Annotated in this window: 18 protein-coding genes and 2 pseudogenes; 19 read left to right on the forward strand and 1 reads right to left on the reverse strand. The window is 57.9% G+C overall.

Annotated elements, in window-relative coordinates; all coding sequences use genetic code 11:
* Nucleotides 1–18: 18 nt before the first annotated feature.
* The 14 genes and pseudogenes from PH558_RS24235 to PH558_RS24295 all read left to right on the forward strand — a co-directional run bounded on the left by PH558_RS24235 (nt 19) and on the right by PH558_RS24295 (nt 11,547).
* A complete protein-coding gene (locus PH558_RS24235; protein WP_285207042.1) occupies nt 19–888 on the forward strand; it encodes a LysR family transcriptional regulator in 870 nt (289 codons plus the stop codon).
* A 366-nt stretch (nt 889–1,254) separates the two neighbouring features.
* Nucleotides 1,255–1,329 (forward strand): annotated as a pseudogene (locus PH558_RS34270) (hypothetical protein); the annotation flags it as partial.
* A gap of 15 nt (nt 1,330–1,344) precedes the next feature.
* Complete coding sequence (locus PH558_RS24240; RefSeq protein WP_285207043.1) at nt 1,345–1,800, forward strand: aspartate dehydrogenase domain-containing protein; 456 nt, start codon at nt 1,345–1,347, stop codon at nt 1,798–1,800.
* 204 nt (nt 1,801–2,004) lie between these two features.
* Nucleotides 2,005–2,388: a helix-turn-helix domain-containing protein gene (locus PH558_RS24245; RefSeq protein WP_095438096.1), complete on the forward strand. Its 384-nt coding sequence runs from the start codon at nt 2,005–2,007 to the stop codon at nt 2,386–2,388.
* 9 nt (nt 2,389–2,397) lie between these two features.
* On the forward strand, nt 2,398–4,203 hold the full coding sequence (locus PH558_RS24250) for a hypothetical protein (RefSeq protein WP_285207044.1): 1,806 nt from the start codon (nt 2,398–2,400) through the stop codon (nt 4,201–4,203).
* 12 nt (nt 4,204–4,215) lie between these two features.
* Nucleotides 4,216–4,434 carry a hypothetical protein gene (locus PH558_RS24255; RefSeq protein WP_285207045.1) on the forward strand — a complete coding sequence of 73 codons (219 nt, stop codon included), beginning with the start codon at nt 4,216–4,218 and terminating at the stop codon, nt 4,432–4,434.
* 53 nt (nt 4,435–4,487) lie between these two features.
* Nucleotides 4,488–5,621 carry a YcaO-like family protein gene (locus PH558_RS24260; protein WP_244575498.1) on the forward strand — a complete coding sequence of 378 codons (1,134 nt, stop codon included), beginning with the start codon at nt 4,488–4,490 and terminating at the stop codon, nt 5,619–5,621.
* A complete protein-coding gene (locus PH558_RS24265; RefSeq protein WP_285207046.1) occupies nt 5,618–6,313 on the forward strand; it encodes a TfuA-like protein in 696 nt (231 codons plus the stop codon). Before PH558_RS24260 ends, PH558_RS24265 begins: the two co-directional genes overlap by 4 nt.
* Before the next feature lie 114 nt (nt 6,314–6,427).
* The gene (locus PH558_RS24270; RefSeq protein ID WP_095438927.1) at nt 6,428–6,649 is read left to right on the forward strand and encodes a hypothetical protein; all 222 of its coding nucleotides are present in this window, start codon (nt 6,428–6,430) and stop codon (nt 6,647–6,649) included.
* Nucleotides 6,650–7,119: 470 nt separating this feature from the next.
* The gene (locus PH558_RS24275; RefSeq protein ID WP_285207047.1) at nt 7,120–7,422 is read left to right on the forward strand and encodes a hypothetical protein; all 303 of its coding nucleotides are present in this window, start codon (nt 7,120–7,122) and stop codon (nt 7,420–7,422) included.
* 450 nt (nt 7,423–7,872) lie between these two features.
* The gene (locus PH558_RS24280) at nt 7,873–8,094 is read left to right on the forward strand and encodes a FecR domain-containing protein (protein ID WP_244575497.1); all 222 of its coding nucleotides are present in this window, start codon (nt 7,873–7,875) and stop codon (nt 8,092–8,094) included.
* 246 nt (nt 8,095–8,340) lie between these two features.
* Complete coding sequence (locus tag PH558_RS24285; protein ID WP_285207048.1) at nt 8,341–9,051, forward strand: FadR/GntR family transcriptional regulator; 711 nt, start codon at nt 8,341–8,343, stop codon at nt 9,049–9,051.
* Between the two features lie 12 nt (nt 9,052–9,063).
* On the forward strand, nt 9,064–10,215 hold the full coding sequence (locus PH558_RS24290) for a mandelate racemase/muconate lactonizing enzyme family protein (RefSeq protein WP_095438089.1): 1,152 nt from the start codon (nt 9,064–9,066) through the stop codon (nt 10,213–10,215).
* A gap of 27 nt (nt 10,216–10,242) precedes the next feature.
* On the forward strand, nt 10,243–11,547 hold the full coding sequence (locus PH558_RS24295) for an MFS transporter (protein ID WP_285207049.1): 1,305 nt from the start codon (nt 10,243–10,245) through the stop codon (nt 11,545–11,547).
* Between the two features lie 332 nt (nt 11,548–11,879).
* Here PH558_RS24295 and PH558_RS24300 read toward each other — a convergent pair whose 3' ends face one another.
* The gene (locus PH558_RS24300; RefSeq protein ID WP_483314182.1) at nt 11,880–12,542 is read right to left on the reverse strand and encodes a TetR/AcrR family transcriptional regulator; all 663 of its coding nucleotides are present in this window, start codon (nt 12,540–12,542) and stop codon (nt 11,880–11,882) included.
* Nucleotides 12,543–12,623: 81 nt separating this feature from the next.
* Here PH558_RS24300 and PH558_RS24305 point away from each other — a divergent pair, with 81 nt between their 5' ends.
* From PH558_RS24305 to glgB, 5 genes and pseudogenes are all read left to right on the forward strand, one after another.
* The gene (locus PH558_RS24305; RefSeq protein ID WP_113408708.1) at nt 12,624–13,364 is read left to right on the forward strand and encodes an SDR family NAD(P)-dependent oxidoreductase; all 741 of its coding nucleotides are present in this window, start codon (nt 12,624–12,626) and stop codon (nt 13,362–13,364) included.
* A gap of 93 nt (nt 13,365–13,457) precedes the next feature.
* Nucleotides 13,458–13,784, forward strand: a pseudogene (locus tag PH558_RS24310) (ATPase domain-containing protein); the annotation flags it as partial.
* A gap of 471 nt (nt 13,785–14,255) precedes the next feature.
* Nucleotides 14,256–17,471: an alpha-1,4-glucan--maltose-1-phosphate maltosyltransferase gene (locus PH558_RS24315; protein ID WP_285207050.1), complete on the forward strand. Its 3,216-nt coding sequence runs from the start codon at nt 14,256–14,258 to the stop codon at nt 17,469–17,471.
* A gap of 1 nt (nt 17,472) precedes the next feature.
* The gene (gene treS, locus PH558_RS24320; RefSeq protein ID WP_113408711.1) at nt 17,473–20,766 is read left to right on the forward strand and encodes a maltose alpha-D-glucosyltransferase; all 3,294 of its coding nucleotides are present in this window, start codon (nt 17,473–17,475) and stop codon (nt 20,764–20,766) included.
* A complete protein-coding gene (glgB, locus tag PH558_RS24325; RefSeq protein WP_285207051.1) occupies nt 20,763–23,000 on the forward strand; it encodes a 1,4-alpha-glucan branching protein GlgB in 2,238 nt (745 codons plus the stop codon). Before treS ends, glgB begins: the two co-directional genes overlap by 4 nt.
* The last annotated feature ends 9 nt before the right edge of the window (nt 23,001–23,009 follow it).

Genomic DNA, 23,009 nt, shown 5'->3' on the forward strand with positions numbered 1-23,009 from the left:
AGATAGAAAATATATCTTATGGACACGAAATTCCTCGAAAGCTTCCTCATCGTCGCCGAATGCGGATCGGTCGCCGAAGCCGCGCGGCGCTTGAATATGACGCCGGCGGCGGTCGCTCAGCGTATGAGGGCGCTGGAGACGGAGCTCGGGCAGGTATTGGTTTCTCGCGTGGGGCGCACGGTCCGACCCACTGCAGCGGGACTTGCCGTGCAGCGCCACGGACCGGCACTTGTGCGCATGGCAAGGGACCTGCGAGCAATAGCTGCGGGCGATCTCCCGAGCGGGCAGCTTCGCCTCGGTGCGACGGCGACGGCCATGACGGGCCTCATCCCTCAGATTACCGCGGCCCTCAGCGAGCGATTTCGGCAGATCGACTATTTCCTGCAGCCGGGTTCTTCTGTGAACCTCTACCATGCGGTTTTGTCAGGTGAGCTGGACGCCGCTCTCATCATCGAGCCACAATTTCCGATTCCGAAAGCATTCGGCTGGTCGACCATCCGGCGCGAGCCCCTGGTCTTGCTGGCGCCCGCGGAGCTGGAAATTCACGATTTTCATCTGGCGCTTACGCAGCAGCCCTTCATTCGTTATGACCGCAATCAGTGGGGAGGCCAGATCGTCGACCGTTATCTCCGCCGTCATGCCATCAGCGTGCGCGAATGGGCGGAACTGGACGCGCTGGATGCCATTGCGGCATTGGTCGACCGCGGACTGGGCGTCGCGCTTGTTCCCGACTGGGCTCCGCCGTGGCCGGAGGGACTGCGGCTGCAAAAACATCGCATGGAAGATGGCGAGCTTCGCAATATGGGAGTGCTGTGGGCGAATTCCGGCCCACGGATTGCAGCCATTCGCGCATTTGTCGAGGCCTGTGAAGGGATCTCCAAAACTTGATAAGGCGAAAACTTGATAAGAGTTGGGTCGAGGCTTCGCTCGGTGCCCGAGATCCAGAAGATATCGAGACGTTGAACCGAAATCGCCGAAGCGTTGCGACGAACGTCGAGACCGCTAGCTCAGAAATCCATGTGGGGGGAATGATGAAATACAGAACCATAGGAATTATCGGCGCAGGCATGATTGGCAGAAGCCTGTTCGACTATGTCGGCAGCCTCGATGGGGTCGAGGTCGCTTATATTCTCGTATCCGACAAGAACAAATATGCGCAGAATGCCGCCATGGCTGCGCTCGTCACGGATGACGCCCGAGCATGCGCTCGACCGGAAGGCGGACCTTGTGCTCGAATGCGCGATGCCGGCTCTTCTGGGTACGCTTGGGCCGGATATCCTTGCCCATTCGGACCTCTGCGGATTCAGTTGCTCCGCGTTGGCGGATCGCACTGTGGAGGCGGCGATGCATGCAGCTGCGAGCAAGAGCGGTCGACGCCTCTTCGTTCCGCACGGCGCCGTTCTCGGTCTCGATGGTCTGCGCGATGGCCGTGAGCAAATCGAAAAAGTGGTGATAACCACGACGAAAAGCGGCGCAAGTCTCGGCCAGCCGGACGACGCCAAGGGAACGCTCTTCGATGGCTCGGCCCGCGAGGCCTGCATGCGGTTTCCGCGCAACGTTAATGTCCATGCCGCCGTTGCCTTTGCGGGCATCGGTTTCGACCATACCCGCAGCATCGTTGTCGCCGATCCCGATACGAAAACGATGCGGCACCATATAGCGGTCTCCGGCAGGGATCTCGAATGGGATATTTCGGTGAGTTCGCAGTCGCTCGGCGGTGTGACCGGCTCCTATACCCCGGCCTCGGCCATCGGATCGCTGAAGAGAATTCTCGGCACCGATGTTTTCGCCAACGCCTGACATCGTACGGCAACCGGGAACCGCTGCGATAATGTATCGCCGACGCGGCTGCAGCCGCTAAGAACGTATTCTCTACGGTCTTGATACGATGATCGGAAACGTCCCGCCACTGTGTAAAATTGACTTTGAGTACCTTGCTGGAAGATTGTGAATTCAAGGGAAACCTGCGAACATGAAAGCAGTTTCTCTTCTGGCGGTTCCCTCATGGACAAAAAAACCGATGCAATCGATGTCGAGGTTGGATTACGCATCCGATTGCGTCGGGAGGAATTGTCAATTGCGCAGGATGTACTGGCCGAGAAGCTTCGCATAAGCCCTCTGCAGCTCGACAGATGCGAACGCGGCATCGAAAAAATCAGCGCTGGCCGCCTTCTGCGCATTTCAGAACTCCTCGCTGTACCGGTCATATTTTTCTTCGAAAGTGCATCGGACGACGCTTTTCCCTCCAAGGAGGCGCTGGCCGATTTTCGACTTGCGAAGCATCATAAGGCCGTTCTGCGCACGGCCTTGTCCGGGATCGAGGACAAGCGTTTGCGGGCGAAGATCCTCGCTTTCGTGCAATCATCCGAACCCGACAACGAGCGCTGACTTGGCAAGATGACATTTCATTTAACCACACTCGGCAGCTGCGCCCTTTATGATGAGATGGGCGATCGCGTGAACGTGCCGAGGCAGGCTCTGGTCATGCTGGCCTATCTTTACGACTGCCGGCAACCCATGCCACGGAAAGATCTGGCGGCTTTTCTTTGGTCCAGCAATCTTCAGGCCGCCGGCGCCAATTTAAGGTCGACCCTGCTGCGTTTGGCGACTGCGACGTCCAAATCCCCCCAGCCGCTGATCGGCGGTGTCACGACGGACATCACCTTGAACTTCAACGCGTTGCGGTGCGATCTGGATAGCATCGAAAATGCGCCTGGCGTTGCCAGGCTCAGCGTCCTCGCCGATGCCGTCGCCAAGACGTTTCTACCGGCTTATGGCAATGGCTCCGGAGCTGTGGCTGTCTGGGTGCGCGATGTTCGGGCACGGTTTGCAAAGGAGCTACGAGCAGAATTCTTCAAGGCGATGAGCCAACCGTCCTCGTTTCAAAATCGCGGTGAATTGAAGCGTGCGGCCATGCTTCTGCTGGACTGGGACCAGACCGATGATGAAGTCAGGGTCGCGCTCGGTGAAAAAATCACCTCTTACAGTCAGTTGATTAGCGTAACGAGAGATCCGAATTCAGGCCGGTCGGCTCAGGATATGATTGCGATCGCCGACAACGGAGTGCCGCGCATCGCTCTGCTTCCTCCCGAGACCCTGGAGGATTCAGAGCGTGCCGGATCGGTCGCCAATGCAGTCATCGAAGATCTGACGATTAGTCTTTGTGTCGATCGAAGCGTATCCGTCGTCGCGCCCTACACCGCTGAACAGATTCGCTCCTCAAACGACAAGGCGGGACTTCTCAAACAACATAATGTCGTCTACGCGCTCGATACGAAGAGGACGGGCGACAGTCTTTTCGCGCAGCTGATTTTCATGCCGCGCGACGAAATTGTCTGGGCGACGCGCGTCCAGCTGGACAATGCGGCCATAACGAAACAGCGCAACGCGATCGCCACTGCGATCCAGCACTCCATCATCGAGCGTGTGGGAGCCTTCCACCATATAGTTTCTGACTTTAGCTGCAAGCCAGAAGCCTATTTTGCCTATCTCGAGGGCGTACAATGCCTGTCCCGCCTGAGCCTTCAGAATGTCCGCCGCGCGCGCAAGCATTTTAAGGAGGCGCTCGAGCACGAGCGAGGTTTTGCAGCGGCACTTGCGGGCATTGCCAGAACCTTGACGATGGAATGGGTTCTGACGGCGCGCGGCGATGGCGATCTGTTGCATCAAGCGGAAAAAATGGCGGCCGATGCAATCCGGGATGACAACCAGTTTGCCGGAGGCTTCAAGGAAATCGGCGTTGCCCGGCTCTACCGCGGCAATATCGACGGCAGCCTCGAGGCCTTGTCGAATGCCGAGGGCCTGAGCCCGCACTATGCCGATGTCATTTGCAGCCACGCCGACAGTCTCACCCATGGCGCCAATCCGAAAGCGGCATTGGAGAAGGTTGTGACTGCTCTCGATCTTAATCCGCTTGCTCCGGACTACTATTACTGGACCGCAGCAGGAGCGAGTTATCTCCTTGGGGAATATACAGAAGCATTAACCTATCTGGACAGCATGAGAGATCCGGTACCGGCAAGCAGGCTTGCTGCGGCAAGCTGGGCAATGCTTGGCGATCCTGCCAAGGCGAAGACCCATCGACTGCGCGCCTTGCGCGACAATCCGAATTTCGATCTTGAGGCATGGCTTGCCATGGTTCCACTCAAGGAAAAGTGGCAGACAGATCGTTACAGGGAAGGCCTGCAGAAGGCCGGTTTTTGAGGGGAAGAGATTATGGCAGGCGCAGTTCTGATTGGAATCAAGGGTGAAAAGGGACTTTGGCTGGCTGACCTCGAAAAGGGGACTGTCGTTCGATATACGCGGCGGTTGTCGGGCGATCTGGCGAAGGCTGAAGCTTGGCGGGCCAAAGGGGTCAGAGTTGAGAAAGACGTCGATTTCGCTGTGGCGCTGACGTCGGCAAACGTCGTGGCGTCGGGCCTCCTTGAAGGCTAGGCACTCGTCGATCGGTGTCAAACAACTTTAGAGCATTCCCTCCTGGCGAAACCTTGTCGAGGGTTTGGCCCTATCTGGGACGACTTGGCATAACCCGTGTTGGCCGCCAAACCGAGCTCGATCGCATAGGTATTCCCGTTTGGTGCGCCTACGCCCCGAATTCCAGGGCAATCGTCATCGCTCAGGGAAAAGGTCTGGACGACGTCTCCGCGAAGACATCCGCGGTGATGGAAGCGATCGAGCGATCGGTCGCGACCCAACCCTATTGTTCAGCGCTCACGGCAAGTCTGGATGATCTTGCCGCAAGCGGTCATGCCACGGATTGCCTGGAAGATCTGCTGGCGATCGGCGCGCAACCGATAGAGACCACGGAACAGATCAGATGGTCTCAAGCCCACGATCTGGCAAAGAACGCCTCGATATTCGTACCTTTCGACGCCATTCATCTTGACCGGACGCATATCAGCCCGCGATTTTGGGTATCATCGGATGGATTGGCGTCGGGGAATACTTGGCACGAGGCAGTCCTGCACGGGTTGCTGGAGCGGGTAGAGCGGGATGCTTGTGTCCTCTGGAATATTGGCGATCCGGCGTGCCGGCATGCGCGCCGGATCGATCCGCATAGCATCGAAGATGAGGGTATTTGCGAGATGCTGGAGAAGATTTTCTCGGCAGACTTCGATCTCGCCCTTTTCGATGTGACGAGCGATCTGGCCGTTGCCTCCATCGTCGCCTTGCTGCGGCCGAAAGGCGATGACGGCTCGCTCAGATATGTCGACTTGACCATGGGGGCAGGGGCATCCTTGTCCCCCGATGTGGCAGCAGCTCGCGCCATTTCCGAGGCCGTACAATCGCGGATGACCTTCATTGCCGGTGCCAGAGACGATCTTATCCCGGAGCTGTTCTCACGCCGCGCCGATCCCGCCCATCTGCAGTCGTTTCAGGCGCGATGCACGACGAACCTGAACGAATTGCCGACGATGTCGGCCGGGTCTGCGCAAGATGCGCTCGACCAGCTTGTCGAGATTTTGCTGGGAGGCGGCATTGACCAGCTTTACGCCGTCGAGCTGGCACCCGAATGGCTGCCGGCATCGGTCGCAAAGGTTTTCGCGCCGCAACTCGAACATCCGGACGGGGATCGCCGCATTCGTCTCGGCAGCCGCGCATTGTCAAAGGGTTTCCTGTGAAAGTGATTTTCGTGGGGCCGAGCCTGCCCGATGCTAAAGCGTATATCGACAATACGATGGTCATACGACCGCCGGCGTGCCAAGGCGACGTCGTCAGAGCTCTTGACGATGGCGCGGTTGCCATCGGTCTTATCGACGGCCAGTTCGAGTTCGTCGCACCGGTCTGGCACAAAGAGTTGCTCTTTGCCCTATCCCGGGGCGTTCCCATATTTGGAGCAGCCAGCATGGGAGCGCTCCGCGCGATGGAGTGCCAGGCCTACGGCATGGTCGGCATCGGGAGGATATTCGGTGACTATGCCTCCGGGCTCCGGGAGGAGGATGCGGATGTCGCTCTCCTTCATGGCCCAGCGGAATTGGGCTACCCCCCTTTGTCGGTGCCATTGGTCAATGTCGATGCGACAATAGAGACTGCGATCGACCAGGCCATCATCGGCAAGGAAGAGGCTCTGCAGCTCTCCCGGGCGGCACGGCGTCTATTCTTCAAGGATCGGACCTGGAGACGTCTTGCCGAAGCCGCCGATATGGACATAGGGCAGGTGCGGGCTCTCGTCGCAAAAGCATGGACCGATCAAAAGCGCAACGATGCCATAGAGCTTATATGCGCTATTGCCGAGGCACCGTTGCTGGCACCTATGACGGACTGGTCTTTCAATGCAACTCCGCTGTGGCGCAAACTGTTTCCACAATTTTAGCGTAGGTAATTGATTAAAAATGCAGGCCCTGCGTGTGCAACGCTTTTGCAACGCACCACGTCGATCGAAATATGCCAATCTACCCTAACGATATCATTTGTTGGGGCTTTTAAAGTGACTGATATTGAGGGACAGGAACGCCAGGGAGAGATTTTGGCGCTTGCAAAAATGATGCAGTATGCCGGAGGGGTCGCAAGTGAGCTCAACGCATCGCAGGCCGTATTCCTTATAAAGGCGGCACAAGCTGCTCTTCTTTCGCTTTTGGAAACCGAGTTCCCGATGCTGTCTGGCGAGGATCTGAACGGGCTTGTCGGCGACGCATATGGTCACTGCTAGCAAGCTCTGGTCCTTTTCTTATCAACGATCGCTGTCGCGCTGGCACACGGAAACTTCGAGAGATCCAGCTTGCTGAGAAGAATGCTAACCAGGGTGGGATGGTCCGTGGGAAAAGTGAGCTCCACCGATACGGCAGCCATCGTCGCGGATTTCAAAGAAGGGAATATGAGGATTGCTCTTATAATATTTGGAGCAATCATCGCTGCATGGCTTGCGATTGCCTACAATATCTGCCGTTCGCTGAACTGGCTCTGATCCAAGGCTGAGAATAGGGATCGTGAGGAGACCCGGATCACGCCGGTAAGACAATCGTTTATGGTGCCTATCGCTGTCGCAACCCTATGCTGCTTGATACCGCCAAGTGTACTGGTCCACCCCCAAACTCTATGGGCGGTCAACGGCGGAAAGAACCTAAGGAGAACTCAGCCGGCATACGTGGGGTTGCCGGCAGTCTCGCGGTGGAGACGATGATGGAAAGGTTGAAACGCCTCGCAAAAGGCGCTTTGTCGCAAAGCGAGCTCGAAGTCGTAAAACGGGTATTCGACTTGGCTACGACGCAGAGCTGGTTCGATGACGCTCAATACAGCCGTGAGGGCTTTGCCGTCGCGCTGATCGATTTGTTTCGATGCGGAATGGTCAATCCGACCCAGCTGGAAAAGATCGCATTGTTCTGGGCATTGAGCGATTTTTCCCAGACCATGTCGAACACTCAGCGAGCTAAGCTGAGGTCGCTCTACGGCCGATGCGAGGTGGAGGGGGAGGTTTCCTGTTGACCTGCTTATTGCATTGAAACACGGCCGGCAGCGTCTGCCCGGATGTTTCGGGTCGCGGGGCGCTCGCCATATTGACCGTGACTGGGCTGCGCAGCTCTGGCACGTCTATATGTTCGCGTTGCTGCTCGGCTGCGCCACCCCACCCCTTGCCTCCGTTCGAGACCGGCGCACGGTCCCTCAGTATGCGATCGGTAGGAGGAAATGGTCTTCCTCCCCGTTAGCGCCGCGCTCAAAACTGTTGCTAACAGGTAGCGTTGAAGCAGCAATTCACAGAACGCAAAAAATCACCGACCGGCAGCCTTCGATGCAACCCAGCCAAAGAGCCGCAATAAAATCAAAGAGAAACATATTTATTAGGCTCCAAGTTTTCTCTCTTCTGCGCAGAAGTTTGCACTCATTCTAAATCATTGCGGTTGCAAGGTTTTTTGTCGATGCCGCTCGCCTGGCGCGATGGCAGCCTTATTTTTCGAGAATCAGCCACTTGGAACCGTGCTCAACGAGTTGCGCCGCTATTACGTCGGCACCATCATTGTTGCCAACAGCCGCATCGGCCGGCTGATCGTCACCGGCAATTATCGTCTCGACAGCATTGAAGGCGCTATTCGATCACTGGCGGACGCCGTTGGCGTTGGAATGGCCCGGATTCCTGGTGGAATTATAATCTTGCGATAAGCTTTCAGACTCGTCCCGGCGATACCATTCGCACGAGTAATCAGCTGCTCCTGCTTCACAGGCATCGCGATATATTCTCACTTATCCGGCTGGCCCCGGCATTTCAGCCGACGCCTGCCGAGACGAAAAAAGGGGGACGGCATCCGATCCATATCACAAGATACTTGAGGTGATCAGGGTGGTGGTAGGCGTTGACATGGCTATAGATGGGATCTAAAGAAGGCGCCGGATGAGGAGGATCATGCTATGCTGGCAAAGGGGCTGATTGCGACAACTGTTCAAGTGATGGGCAGCTCGATCGTGAGCGGCGAATGGGAGCCGGGCGCGATTCTTCCAACAGAAGATGTGCTTGCCCAAAAATATGGCATCGGCAGAAATGCACTGCGCGAGGCCGTCAAGGTTTTGGCTGGCAAGGGCTTGGTGCGCACCGCGCGCCGTTATGGCTCGAGGGTCGCGGAGAAATCGAGCTGGAACAACCTCGACACGGACGTCATACGCTGGCGGCTGCATGACCGATCCTCACATGCCCAATTCCGTCGTGAAGTCGCTCAGCTTCGTGAACTGGTAGAGCCGGGCGCAGCGGCAATGGCGGCGACTTCGGCTTCTGCAGAAGAAAAGGAGCGCATCTTGGAGGCTGCCCGCGCTATGCAGGAAATGCCATCCTCAGAGGCCATTGAGCGGGATATCGCCTTCCACCTTCTCATTCTCGATGCGACACACAACAGCCTTATCCAGGCCTTGCGCCAGCCGTTGGAGGTCATGTTGCGCACGTTGTTCCAGGCGGATCTTCAGCTGCACGAAGCCGGGCTGTCATACGACCCGAACCCGATCATCCACCTGGCTCTTGCGAACGCCATTGCAGGCGGTCGAGCCGAAGAGGCACGACATATCGCTACGGCCATTGTCATTCGTGGCGCCGAAGGCGCCGATCTGCTGGAACGCTCCACGAAAATCTAACGAGAGGCAGCCATGAAAATTGAGAGGATCGAGTGCTTCACACCTCGTGTGGGGCATAGGAACCAGCTTCTAGTAAAGGTGACAACGCTAGATGGGATCTATGGCTGGGGTGAGTCTGGGCTCACGGGCCGGGAACATGCTGTCATTGGGGCCATCCGGCACTATGAGCAGTTCTTGATCGGAAGAGACGTGCGCCAGGCCGGCGCCCTCTGGCAGGAAATGTATCGCAGCCAGTATTTTGAGGGCGGCCGTGTCCTGACAGCCGCGATCGGCGCGCTGGACATAGCCTTCCATGACATCCGGGCCAAAGCCTTAGGAGTGCCCGTTTATGAGCTGCTTGGTGGCAAGCACCGGGATCGAGTGCCGGCTTTCGCGACAGCGCCCGCCGATCCAGGCCCGGAAATGATCGAACAAGCGAAGGTGCTAATCGAGGCTGGCTGGACCTGCATCCGTTTTGTGCCCTGGGGTCAGCACTCGACCGATATTTTCGAGCCCCGGCAGTCAATCGCCCATACCGCGCCTTGGATGATCAAGGCGCGAGAAGAGCTAGGCCCCGAAGCGGTTCTCGGGATCGACTACCACCACAGACTGAGTGTGGCGGAGGCGGCGTCCTTCTGTCAGAAGATGCCCTCGGGAACACTGGACTTCCTTGAAGAGCCTATACGGGATGAAACCCCGGAGGCCTATGAAGCCCTGCGGCGTATGACAGATGTGCCCTTCGCTATCGGGGAGGAATTTTCATCCAAATGGCAGTTTCTGCCTTACATTGAACGCGACATCCATCAGTTCAATCGGCTGGACATCTGCAATGTCGGCGGCTTCACGGAGGCGATGAAAGTTGCCGGCTGGAGCGAAGCTCATTACGTCGACTTGATGCCGCACAACCCATTGGGTCCGATCTGTACGACGGCCACTGTCCACCTTGCGGCCGCTGTTGCGAACTTTTCCTGGCTCGAATGCCGCGCATCACCAGTGGAGCAGCTTGGCTTCGATTCAAGGGAGCTTTTCCCGGAACAGGCATCACTCATTGGCAGCGCCTATGAGGTTCCGGATCGGCCTGGTCTTGGTCTGGAGGTGAATGAGGACGCCCTGACCAAGCTGGATTTTCAGTATTTCGAGCCACCGCATCTGCGTCGCCGCGATGGCAGTTTCACCAATTGGTGATGCCCTTTCTTTTGGAGGAGGAAATTTATGGCAATAACCGCGACTTTTGCCGCGCCGAGCCGCACACGCTACGTGGTTACAGCTCTCCTGTTCATCACGGGAGTGATCAACTATCTCGACCGTACAAACCTATCGATTACCGCCCCGTCCCTTACGGGAGAGCTTCAGATCGACCCTGTGACAATGGGATGGCTGTTTTCCGCATTCGGATGGACCTACACGGCCATGCAGATACCCGGTGGATGGCTGGCGGACAGGGTCCATCCACGACTTGTCTATCCCTTGACGATTTTGGTCTGGTCACTTGCGACCCTGAGCCTCGGCTTCGTGGCTGGGATCATCAGCTTGTTTATTCTCAGGCTCGCCGTCGGCGTATTCGAGGCTCCCAGCTATATCGTCAACAACCGGATCGTCACGACCTGGTTTCCGGAGAGAGAACGGGCAACGACGATCGGGATCTATATCTCCGCGCAGTATGTCGGCCTCGGCTTCCTAACTCCTGTTCTTGTTTGGGTCGAGGCTCTCTACGGCTGGCGCTCCGTCTTCATTCTGACAGGCATCCTCGGCATCATCGCCGCAATCCTTTGGGCAACCATCTACCGCGACCCGATGAAGTTTAGGGGCACAAACGAAGCAGAGCTGCGGTTGATCAAAGAGGGTGGCGGCGTCCCGGAGCTGAGTTCTAGGCTGGTGCAGGAGCAGGCGGGTCGAAAGTCGTTTTCCTGGTCCGATCTAGGCGTGGTCCTCAGCAAGAAAAAGCTTTGGGGCCTTTACATCGGTCAGTTCAGTTATCTGGCATCCGCAAACTTCTTTCTCACCTGGTTTCCGACCTACCTTGTTCAGTACAGGCATCTGGACTTCATCAAGGCAGGCTTCTACGCCTCAGTGCCGTTCCTGGCAGGTTTCGCTGGCGTGCTTGTTTCGGGTTTCGTTTCGGATGCCCTCTTGCGGTCGGGCCTCAGCCTCAGCGCCTCCAGAAAGATCCCTGTCCTGACTGGAATTGCCCTTTCTGTTCTGATCATTGGAGCGCAATTCGTTGAAAGCCCCGTGCTGATTATCATGTTCCTGGCGATTGCGTTTTTCGGCACTGGTATGGCATCGATCACATGGTCTTTCGTTTCGGCAATAGCACCAGAAAGGTTGATTGGACTGACCGGGGGCGTATTCAACCTCTTCGGGGGGCTCTCCAGCATCGTCATCCCGATCGCAATCGGTTACCTCGTCAACGGTGGAAGCTTTGCTCCGGCTTTGGCGCTGTGCGCCGGTTTGGCCGTCGTTGCCGCATGCTGCTACATCTTTTTGGTCGGCCGGATGGAGCGAGTGCAAGAATAGCTGAGCACCAGGAGCGCCGGCATCGGATGGCGCTCCCGCCTCCTGCAGGGATCAAAAGCTCCCGAAGCCTTCCTAGCTCTTCCGCCACGATCTGATCGTTGTTACGCGCAATGTCCGGAACTTTGAAGACATGGAACACCGGCTGCCATCGCAGCTGCTATGAAGGCATCACGATGCTTCTCCGAGTTTCTAGCGCATATGCAATTCCAAAGGTGTTGAATACCGTCGATAGCGCCCTTCGGGCTTCATGAGCCCTCTGCAAACGAGGTCCACAGCGCTTGTCGGTATTTCTGCGCCTGTGGCCAGTTCCAGGGGGTCATTTCAAAAACGGGTCAATCCGCGGCTTTTGAGACAAAACCGTCCCAGCCAGCCATGGCGATCTCGGCGACGCTTTGGAGCTCGGCTCTTTCCGCTCCGTCGCGGGCGCGGATTGCCATCCCGCTCTGAACAGTCTGGAGAAACCTGCAGACCATGGCGATATCAAGCGCCGGTGGAAGTTCTCCTTCGTCGACCGCCTTTTCCAGACGCGACGCGAGCACATCGAAAGCTAGCGCTCGTGTTGATCGCATCAACTCGGCAAGCTCGGCATGGCCATCGCTGCCCACCGTACCAAGCGTCGCCAGGCAGCCGCGCGGCAAGTCGCAGTCCGAACCGGTCATGGCGGCGGCCGAGTCGTAGAGATAAGCTTCCACCGCTTCACGCACGGTGATTGCCTCATGGAAACGCCGCCAAACCAGATGTTCGTAGTAAGAAGCGTAGTGCCGCAGCGCTTCGGCATAGAGTTCGTCCTTCGAGCCGAATGCCGCGTAGAGACTTGTCGTGGCGATGCCCATGGCTTCCGTCAGATCCGAGATCGACGTCGCTTCGTAACCTCTGATCCAAAACATCCGCATGGCGCAGCTCAGCGCTGCGTCACGGTCGAACGCACGGGGCCGGCCACGTCCGGACCCTGTTGTCGGGGCTTTCAATGATGTGCTGTTTCGATCTTTTTGCATCGATCGCTACATAAACTCATTGACTTCCATTTTCAACGTCCATATGAATTCTGCATCGATCGCTACACAAATGGAGTTGAGATGATTGATCTGAAGGGAAAGAGAGCGCTTGTGACCGGCGGCTCTCGCGGGATAGGGGCGGCCATCGCCCTGACGCTTGCCGAACATGGCGCCGACGTCGCGCTGACGTTTCAGAGTTCGGCTGAGCGCGCAAAGGCGGTCGTCGCCTCAATTGAGGCTCACGGCCGGCGCGGCATAGCGATCCAGGCCGATAGCGCGGATCCAGCCGCGATCCGGCGGGCAGTCGATGAAGCTGCAAAGGAGCTTGGCGGCCTCGACATTCTGGTGAACAACGCCGCGATCGCACTCTACGGATCAATCGCCGACATCAAGGTCGAGGACATCGATGCGCTCCTTGCGGTAAATGTCCGCGGCACGATCCTTTCGACGCAGGCCGCCCTTCCGCATCTCGGCGCCGGGGGGCGCGTGATCACGATCGGCTCAGCCGGTGCGGATCGGATCGTCGGCGCGACGGGCACGGTCTACTTCATGACGAAATCGGCACTGCAGTCCTTCACACGCGGCCTGGCGCAGGAACTGGGACTGCGCGATATCACCGCCAATCTGATCCAACCAGGCTCGACGGATACCGAGATGAACCCGGCGAATGGAGAATATTCTGAATTCCAGCGCAACCTCATCCCGTTGGGCCGATATGGTGCACCTTCGGACATCGCAGCAACGGTTGCGTTCCTCGCAAGTCCTGCGGCAAGACAGCTAACCGGCGTGATCCTCAACGTCGATGGCGGTTTGAACACCTGACCGCAGTGGTTCCTTCGCGATAACTGGCGGCGGGTCGTGACATTCTCTCGTCGATCAACATGAAGGTCGATCGGCCATGTGAAGGCGTCGTTCTTCACCGGATATCTACTTCATTGTCGCATCGTGAGAAGGCGATCCGCGACATCCAATCACTCCTGAAATTTCTCGCGCGGGTGGGTGTGCTTACCATCCTTATCGTCGCGCAGCACGGTCTGCTCGGACAAGCGGTCGGTATTCATGTCGATGTAAGTTTTCTGGGTGACACGGTGCTTGCTGCTGCGAATTGCCGAGCAAGAGGATAGGCTGCGGCGCAGCGTTACTGTCGTGAAGAAACGGCACGGTCCGCACGATCTCGACGTAGGGGAACTGTTCATCCAAAGCTCCGGCGTCACGGTGATCTCATGTGACCCCATTCCGGAGGCCCAATCGCTCGTGGCTGCGCATGACAACCATCTCGACTGGGTGTTGGTAATGGCGCCTTGTCGGCGCGATGCCGAACATTTGGAGACGCTCCTCGCTTAGAATGGCGGAGTTGTACGGCGGGCGGGGGGCTTGGAACCAAATGACAGCGCTGTTGGTGCAAACACTGCTGTCTCTCGATGGCCCGGATCGTATAGTGCTGGCGGGACGCTATGGGGTCGAAAGTAGACTACAGCGGGCAATGTGTGGCGACGGCCTGCCCGAAGAGGAAACGCGCGAGCGCTTTAGCCAATCTATTGCGAACTGAGGTGGAAAGTACCTTCGTCTGAGCGAGGAGCGGTGCTTCTTTATGCCTGGGTTGTTCAAATGAAAGTTGCTCGATTGGAGGGAACAAGCAAGTCGTTCGATGGTTGGTCTTGGTATCGCCGGGAGGGACAATTTATTTCCGCCTGATGCGTGGAGAACAGACTGATGACGTTTGCAGCCGAGTCGGCCGGGGCGTTTAGCCATCCGCGGATCTATTATGTAAATCCGATGCTCTTAACTGGGCGAGACCAATGGAGCGAAGCTTTTGATCATGCAAGCGCTCTCGGTTTCGATATCGTGCTTTCTGCTTCGCCTTTCCTCGAGACGAGAAGGGCCGGTCTTTGTTCCATAGAGAATTATAAGCAATCGGATGCAGAGGCCAAACATGAAGATGAAGTGAAGGAGGGTCTTTTCGCCCTGGCAAAAGATGCGCGCGAGCGAGGGGTGGCATTTATGCTCGATCTCGCGATAATGCCGTGCAACGCAAGAACAGGCGTCTCGACCCCTCTCGACCCACGGCGGTCGCCGAGCTCTCCATCTCAGCCCCGCCCGCCATATTCGAGCGAGGTGACCGGCGAATGGGAAACCCGCCTCGCAGACTTCGCATCCTGCGGGATCATGGGGTATCGGGTCATTGGCCTTGACAGCCTGCGTGCTGAGGGTTGGCGACGATTGATCGCCAGCGCAAAGATCGCCGATCCGGAAACGAGATTCTTTGCCTATACCCCGGGGACTGACTTCGCTTTTCGTTCAGAATTGCAAGACTGCGGGTTCGATGGAGCCTTTTCGTCGCTTGCTTGGTGGGATCTGCGCGAAGGCTGGTTCCTTGAAGAGTATCGCCTGCAACTCCCTTTCGGGCCACAGATCGCTTTTCCGGAAGCGCCGTTTGGAAGGCGCATCGCGCATGGCACCGAAAGCAGGGAAATCCGAGAGCGAAAATCACGCCGCGCTCTCCATCTTGCAGCCGAACTCGGCGACGGATTGCTTGTGCCGATGGGATTCGAATTCGGCGCCACCTTGCCGCTCGATCCGACATATGGTCATGGAAAGGGTTTGCGTGTCCTCAAAGCCGAGGGAGCCTACGATATCTCGGCCGATATACGCGACCTGAATTCCGTTCCACGTGCGTCCACTCGATGGATGCTCCTTCAATGTGAAACAACGAGCCAAGTCACGGTTGTCGCGCAGGCCGATCGGTCCACATTGCGGGAGGCAGCGCATGCGCGGCTTCTCGCCGTCAACAGAGATCTGCGTCGTGTCGCGGAACTCCCTGACGACATTATGCATCGCTTGGCCTCACCTTTCCTGCCTATCGGGGCGGAGTCCGGCGGCCGCAGGATCACTCCCGGTGCCGTATGTGCCATCACAACCGAAGCTCGCTCGGTCGTCGCGGCTGACGAAGGGGAGCTGTCCCTCGCTGAAGCGACAGCTTCTCCGCGCATCGCCATCGAAAATATTGCGCCGCAAGTGGATGACGGACGTTTTGCGGTCAAGCGCATCGTCGGCGACACCGTGGTCGTCGAGGCGGACATCTTTGCCGATGGCCATGATCTGCTGTCGGCCGCCCTTCTTTACCGCGCTCGCGATGAGCCTGAGTGGCGTCGAGCGAGAATGGTCCTTTCCGAAAACGATCGTTGGCAGGGCTCCTTCCTTCTCGATCGCGCCGGACGCTTCGAGTTCATGGTCGAAGCCTGGAAAAATCCCTTCGCTATCTTTCGCTACGAGCTTTTCAAGAAGAGCGAAGCACGGCTCGATCTGCGGCTGGAGCTGATCGAAGGCGAAGAGTTGATCCGGGATGCTGCAGCCGATGACGGCATATCGATGAGGGACGAGGACCGGGGTGAACTCGCGGCGCTGCTTGCCGAACTCGAAAGGCGTGACGGGCCAGGCAAGCTTGAATTGCTGCTTGCCACACGAACAAACGAACTCATGTCGCTCGCCGACCGCCGTCCCTTTGCCTCGCACTCGCGGACCTATGGTATCGAAGCCGAACGCCGCGAGGCGGCCTTTGCAAGCTGGTATCAGATATTTCCACGCTCGCAGAGCGGGGATCCCAATCGCCACGGCACTTTCGAAGACGTCATCGCACGTTTGCCGGCCATCCGGGATATGGGTTTCGATGTGCTTTACTTCCCGCCGATCCACCCGATCGGCCATACCAACCGCAAGGGCCGCAACAATTCTCTTATCGCCGCTCCGACCGACCCGGGCAGTCCTTACGCAATCGGTTCGGAAGCCGGGGGGCATGAGGCAATCCACCCCCTGCTTGGAGGATTCCATGACTTCGAGCATCTGATCTCGGAAGCAAGGCGGTTCGGATTGGAGATTGCGCTCGATTTAGCGATTCAAGCCTCCCCTGATCATCCGTGGCTAAAAGAGCATCCGGGCTGGTTCGACTGGCGCCCCGACGGCACGATCCGCTATGCGGAAAATCCGCCGAAGAAATACGAAGACATCGTCAATGTCGATTTCTATGCACCCGATGCGGTGCCGGCACTTTGGGCCGAACTGCGCGACATCGTCGAAATGTGGATCGAAGAAGGCGTGGAAATCTTCCGCGTCGATAACCCCCATACCAAGCCTTTTCCTTTCTGGGAGTGGATGATCGGCGATATCCGCGCGCGTCATCCGAAGGTCGTGTTCCTTTCGGAAGCCTTCACGAGACCGAAGGTGATGTACCGGCTGGCAAAGGTCGGCTTCTCCCAGTCCTACACCTACTTCACCTGGCGCAACACAAGGGCAGAGCTGGAGGAATATCTGACCGAGCTTACTCGAAGTGAGGTCAGGGAATTCTTTCGCCCGCATTTCTTCGTCAACACGCATGATATCAACCCGGACTTCCTGCAGAACGCGCCGCGCTCTGCCTATCTCATCCGGGCCGCGCTGGCCGCCACACTGTCCGGGCTTTGGGGCGTCTATAACGGTTTCGAGCTTTGCGAAGGACGTCCGGATGCCAAGCGCAAGGAATATGCCGATAGTGAAAAATACGAAATCCGCGCCTGGGATTACGACCGACCGGGCAACATCAAGGCGGAGATCTCGATGCTCAACCGCATTCGTAGGGATAATTCAGCGCTGCATTCGCATCGCGGTCTGACCTTTCTGCCCTCGTCGAACCCCAACGTCATGTTTTTCGAGAAGGCAAGCGCCGGACGCCACAACGTTCTGTTTGTCGCCGTGACGCTCAATCCGCACGCGATAGAGGAAAGCAATGTCGAATTTCCGCTCTGGCGGTTCGGCCTGGCAGACGATGGCACACTCGCTTTCGAGGATCTCGTCAGTGGCCAAAGATTCAGCCGTACCGGGAAGTGGCAGATGATCAGGCTCGATCCGACTCATTTGCCCTTTGCCATCTGGCGCGTCAGGGCAGGGGAGGTCTGAGATGGACACTGTTCACATGGCCGAGAGCGATAAACTTGCCGACGACCCGTTATGGTATAAGGACGCGATCATCTATCAGCTGCACATCAAGTCGTTTTACGATGCCAATGGCGATGGCATCGGCGATTTCGAAGGCCTGTACCAGAAGCTCGACTATATCGCTGCACTCGGCGTGAATGCCATTTGGCTCCTGCCGTTCTTTCCTTCGCCTCGGCGCGACGACGGTTATGATATCGCCGATTATCGCAACGTCAGCCCGGACTACGGGACACTCGAGGATTTCCGGAAGTTCGTGGCGGCGGCGCATGAACACAATATCCGCGTGATTATCGAGCTTGTCATCAATCACACCTCGGATCAACATCCCTGGTTCCAACGCGCGCGGCAATCGCCTGCCGGAAGCCCCGAGCGAGACTTCTACGTCTGGTCGGACACCGACCTGAAATTTCCCGAAACCCGTATCATTTTTCTGGATACGGAAAAGTCGAACTGGACATTCGATCCGACGGCGGGCGCCTATTACTGGCACCGCTTCTATTCGCACCAGCCAGATCTCAATTTCGACAATCCGCTGGTCATGAAGGAAATTATCGATGTCATGCGCTTCTGGCTTGAGACCGGCATCGACGGCTTCCGGCTAGATGCGATCCCCTATCTTGTCGAGCGCGAGGGCACCAACAACGAAAACCTGCCGGAAACCCATCTGATCCTCAAACAGATCCGTGCGGCGCTCGATGCGACACATTCCGGCGTGCTGCTCCTTGCCGAAGCAAACCAGTGGCCGGAGGACACGCGAGAATATTTCGGCGACGGCGACGAATGCCACATGGCGTTCCACTTTCCCCTGATGCCGCGCATGTACATGGCGATTGCCAAGGAGGACCGCTTCCCGATCACCGACATCATACGTCAAACGCCTGAGATCCCCGAAATCTGCCAATGGGCGATCTTCCTCAGAAATCACGACGAGTTGACGCTCGAAATGGTCACCGACGCTGAACGCGATTATCTGTGGGAGACCTACGCCTCCGACAAGCGCGCCCGCATCAACCTTGGCATCCGCCGCCGGCTGGCGCCATTGATGGAACGCGACCGCCGCCGTATCGAGCTCATGAATGCGCTGCTGCTGTCCATGCCGGGAACGCCCATCGTCTATTACGGTGACGAGATCGGCATGGGAGACAATATTTATCTTGGCGACCGGGACGGTGTGCGCACCCCTATGCAATGGTCCCCCGATCGCAATGGCGGCTTTTCGCGCGCAGATCCGGCACGCCTCGTATTGCCGCCGGTTGCCGATCCGCTCTATGGCTTTGAGGCATTAAATGTCGAGGCACAGGTGGCGGACGCGCATTCCCTGTTGAATTGGACACGGCGAATGCTGGCGCTGCGCGGTCGCCACAGCGCGTTTGGGCGGGGTTCAATGCGGTTTCTGGCGCCGGCGAACCGGCGGATTCTCGCCTATTTGCGCGAATATGACGACGAGGTCATTCTGTGCGTTGCAAACCTGTCGCGCGTTCCCCAGGCCGTAGAACTCGATCTGCAGCAGTTCGAAGGGCGAGTTCCCGTCGAGTTGACGGGCATGTCGCCATTCCCGCCTATTGGACAGCTCACCTACCTGCTCACACTCCCCCCCTATGGTTTCTTCTGGTTCCAGCTCGCTGCTGATGCCGATGGGCCGGCCTGGCGTACGGCTCCGCCCGAGCAACTTGTCGATCTAGTGACGATCGTTATCCGGCGCAGCCTGACGGAGCTTGCCGAGCTGCCGCATCACACGGCGGTGCTGAGCAGGGATATCCTGCCGGCCTATCTTGCGAAGCGCCGCTGGTTCGGCGCCAAGGACCAGGCTCTGCAGGAGGCGAGGCTTGTTTCCGCGACACCGATACCCTTTGCCGACGGAATCGTGCTCGGAGAGATCGAGGTTGTGCTGCCGGATCATGTGGAGAGCTATCAGTTGCCGCTCGCAGCCGAATGGGATGATACGGCGCCCAACGTGCTCGCCCAGCAGCTGTCCCTTGGGCGCATCCGGCAAGGTAGGCGGGTTGGATTCTTGACCGATGGATTTGCCGTCGAGATGATGGCACGCGGCATTTTTCAAGGCCTATGCGATCGCTCGACGGTCAGCGGACGCACAGGCATGATCGAATTCATCGGCACCGATCGGCTCGATTGTCTGGCTTTGACAGAGGATATGCCGATCCGCTGGCTTTCGGCCGAACAATCCAACAGCTCGTTGCTCGTGGGCGACTTGGCAATGATCAAGCTGATCCGCCATGTCTTCGTCGGCGTCCATCCCGAAGTCGAGATGACGCGCTATTTGACGGAACATGGTTATGAGCATACTGCGCCTCTTCTGGGCGAGGTCGCTCGGACCGACGGCGAAGGTCGCCGATCGACGCTTATCATCGTGCAAGGCGCGATCCGCAATCAGGGTGACGCGTGGAATTGGATGCTGTCCAATCTGCGCCGCACCGCTGACGAGATCGTGATCACCGAGGCTGCAGTCGAGTCAGCCGATGAGCAGCTGCAGCCGCTTCTGCATTTCATTTCCATGGTCGGCGAACGCCTCGGAGAATTGCATGTCTTGCTGGCGCAGCCGACCGACGACGAAGCTTTTGCGCCACGTCGGGCGGATACACGTGATATCGTCGGCATTCGCAAAACCGTAACGGGCGAGATCACCTATGCTTTTTCCAAGCTGACCGGCCTCGAAGATAATGTCGAGCCGGAGATCGCAGAGCAAATATCCTCGCTGCTTGCCGAACGTGACAGGATCATCGAGCTTGCCAGTGCGCTGGCGGATCAGGCAAAAGGCACTTTGCTGACGCGTGCGCATGGCGATTTCCATCTTGGCCAGATCCTGGTGACGGAAGGCGATGCTGTTATCATCGATTTCGAAGGCGAGCCGGCGCGCAATCTCGCTGAGCGTCGCGCCAAGACGAGCCCGCTGCGCGACGCTGCCGGCCTGCTGCGGTCGCTCGACTATCTCTCGGCAACCGCCATGCTCGAAAACGACGCCATTTCGGATCATCATGATGCCCGCCGCAGACAGGTGATCCAGCGCTTCGCGGAAAACGCGGAGCTCGTTTTTCTGACGTCCTATATCGAGGCATTGGCGGCTTCGCCCGATTTGCCGAAAACGCCCGCCGAGGTGCGGCGGATCATCGATATCTTTCTTCTGGAAAAGGCCGCCTATGAGATCGCCTATGAGGCACGAAACCGGCCGAAGTGGCTCCCGATCCCGCTGAACGGATTTGCCGCCATCATAGCCCGACTTTCGGAGAGCCGCTCATGAGCGATGTTGCCGACATTCTCAGCCAAGTGGATGCGGGTTCGATATATGCGCTGGTGGAGGGGCGGCATGGAGATCCCTTTTCGATCCTCGGCATGCATCAGGGGATGGACGGCCGGTACAGCATCAAGGCTTTTCTCCCCGGCGCTTTGAGCGTTGAAATCCTCGATCGAGACAGCGATCGCGTTCTGGCATTGGCCGGTCTCATCCATCCGGCCGGCCTGTTCGGCGCGATGCTTGCCGAACGCAACGCTTATTATCTGAGAATTCAATGGCCCGATGCAGTCCAGGTGACGGCCGACCCCTACAGCTTCGCGCCGTTGCTCGGCGATCTGGATCTTCACCTGATCTCGCAAGGCACGCATTACAATCTCAGCGAAGCTCTCGGCGCCAATCCGATGACGATCGATGATGTCGCAGGCGTGCGCTTTGCGGTTTGGGCGCCGAATGCGAGCCGGGTGTCCGTAGTCGGCGACTTCAATGCCTGGGACGGACGCCGCCATCCGATGAGGCTCCGGCCGCAGGCAGGTGTCTGGGAGATATTCATTCCGCATATCACGGACGGCGAACGCTATAAGTTCGAGATTCTCGATCGCTTCGGCACCCTGCTTCCGCAAAAGGCCGATCCGGTCGCGCGGGCAGCGGAGCCTGCGCCATCGACGGCATCCGTGGTGGCTTCGTCCGAACCCTTCCGCTGGAGCGATCAAGCCTGGATGGACAATTGCCGAAGCACCGATCATTTCGCCAAGGCGCTTTCGATTTATGAGGTCCATGCCGGCTCCTGGCTGCGCGACATGGAAGATGGCGGCCGCGCGCTGGATTGGATCGAACTCTCGCAGCGGCTCATTCCCTACGCCAGCGAAATGGGTTTCACCCATATCGAGCTGCTGCCGATCATGGAGCATCCTTTTGGCGGATCGTGGGGCTATCAGCCACTCGGCCTGTTTGCGCCGACCGGGCGCCACGGCACGCCCGAAGATTTCGCATATTTCGTTGATCGCTGCCACCAGGAAGGGCTCGGTGTCATCCTGGATTGGGTGCCGGCGCATTTTCCGACGGATGTCTGGGGATTGGCGCGTTTTGACGGCACCGCGCTTTATGAGCACGAAGATCCGCGAGAGGGCTTCCATCGCGACTGGAACACGCTGATCTATAATCTGGGGCGCAACGAGGTCAAAGGCTTCCTGATCGCGAGCGCGCTCGAATGGCTTGAGCGCTATCATGTGGACGGATTGCGCGTCGATGCCGTCGCTTCCATGCTCTATCGCGACTATAGCCGCCCGCAAGGCGAATGGATCCCGAACCGCTACGGCGGGCGCGAAAACCTGGAAGCCATGGAATTCTTCAAGCATCTGAACAGCATCGTTCACGAACGCTGTCCGCATGCACTGATGATCGCCGAAGAATCGACCGCTTTTCCGAACATCACAAAACCCGCAGCGGAAGGTGGGCTCGGTTTCGACATGAAGTGGAATATGGGATGGATGCACGACACGCTCCATTACATGTCCGACGATCCGGTCTATCGAAAGTATCATCATGGCTCGATGACCTTCGGCATGATCTATGCCTATAGCGAGCGCTTCATCCTGCCGTTTTCACATGACGAAGTTGTGCATGGAAAGGGCTCCATGCTCGCCAAGATGCCCGGCGATCAGTGGCAGAAGATGGCCAATCTCCGCTCTCTTTTTGGCTTCATGTGGGGGTACCCCGGTAAGAAGCTTCTCTTCATGGGCGGTGAGATCGGTCAATGGTCGGAATGGAGCCATGACAGTTCGGTGGAATGGGATCTCCTCGATGAACCGTCTCACGCCGGCCTGCAACGGCTGGTGCGCGATCTGAACCGGATCTACAGGTATTTTCCCTGTTTGCATCATGGCGATACTGTGCCGGACGGCTTTGAGTGGGCGGTTGCAGATGATGCCGAACAGTCGGTTTTCGGAATGCTCCGCTTCGACGCCGCGCGGCGGTCGGCAGTTCTGGTCATCTCGAATTTCACCCCGGTTTTCCGGGGCGGATACAGGGTAGGTGTCCCTTTTTCCGGCCTCTGGCGGCGGATACTGGATACCGATGACCCTGTTTATGGCGGAGCCGGTATCGGCTCGGGCGATCGCGTTACCGACGATTTTCCTGCGCATGGGCGCCGCCAGTCACTTCTCCTCGATCTCGCGCCCCTTTCAACGGCGATGTTCCTCTTTGAGCCCGAAGGAGCGACGAAGGGAGGTGAACAACCCTGAAAGTCTGCT

Source organism: Rhizobium pantanalense, from assembly GCF_030182525.1.
GTDB lineage: Bacteria > Pseudomonadota > Alphaproteobacteria > Rhizobiales > Rhizobiaceae > Rhizobium.

Excerpts from the sequence above, each read along its gene's own strand:
- PH558_RS24255 (WP_285207045.1), top strand. The coding sequence starts at position 4,216 with ATGGCAGGCGCAGTTCTGATTGGAATCAAGGGTGAAAAGGGACTTTGG.
- PH558_RS24250 (WP_285207044.1), top strand. The coding sequence starts at position 2,398 with ATGACATTTCATTTAACCACACTCGGCAGCTGCGCCCTTTATGATGAG.
- PH558_RS24290 (WP_095438089.1), top strand. The coding sequence starts at position 9,064 with ATGAAAATTGAGAGGATCGAGTGCTTCACACCTCGTGTGGGGCATAGG.
- PH558_RS24305 (WP_113408708.1), top strand. The coding sequence starts at position 12,624 with ATGATTGATCTGAAGGGAAAGAGAGCGCTTGTGACCGGCGGCTCTCGC.
- PH558_RS24240 (WP_285207043.1), top strand. The coding sequence starts at position 1,345 with ATGCATGCAGCTGCGAGCAAGAGCGGTCGACGCCTCTTCGTTCCGCAC.
- PH558_RS24245 (WP_095438096.1), top strand. The coding sequence starts at position 2,005 with ATGGACAAAAAAACCGATGCAATCGATGTCGAGGTTGGATTACGCATC.
- PH558_RS24275 (WP_285207047.1), top strand. The coding sequence starts at position 7,120 with ATGGAAAGGTTGAAACGCCTCGCAAAAGGCGCTTTGTCGCAAAGCGAG.
- glgB (WP_285207051.1), top strand. The coding sequence starts at position 20,763 with ATGAGCGATGTTGCCGACATTCTCAGCCAAGTGGATGCGGGTTCGATA.
- PH558_RS24235 (WP_285207042.1), top strand. The coding sequence starts at position 19 with ATGGACACGAAATTCCTCGAAAGCTTCCTCATCGTCGCCGAATGCGGA.
- treS (WP_113408711.1), top strand. The coding sequence starts at position 17,473 with ATGGACACTGTTCACATGGCCGAGAGCGATAAACTTGCCGACGACCCG.
- PH558_RS24285 (WP_285207048.1), top strand. The coding sequence starts at position 8,341 with ATGCTGGCAAAGGGGCTGATTGCGACAACTGTTCAAGTGATGGGCAGC.
- PH558_RS24300 (WP_483314182.1), bottom strand. The coding sequence starts at position 12,542 with ATGCAAAAAGATCGAAACAGCACATCATTGAAAGCCCCGACAACAGGG.
- PH558_RS24295 (WP_285207049.1), top strand. The coding sequence starts at position 10,243 with ATGGCAATAACCGCGACTTTTGCCGCGCCGAGCCGCACACGCTACGTG.
- PH558_RS24315 (WP_285207050.1), top strand. The coding sequence starts at position 14,256 with ATGACGTTTGCAGCCGAGTCGGCCGGGGCGTTTAGCCATCCGCGGATC.
- PH558_RS24280 (WP_244575497.1), top strand. The coding sequence starts at position 7,873 with ATGGCAGCCTTATTTTTCGAGAATCAGCCACTTGGAACCGTGCTCAAC.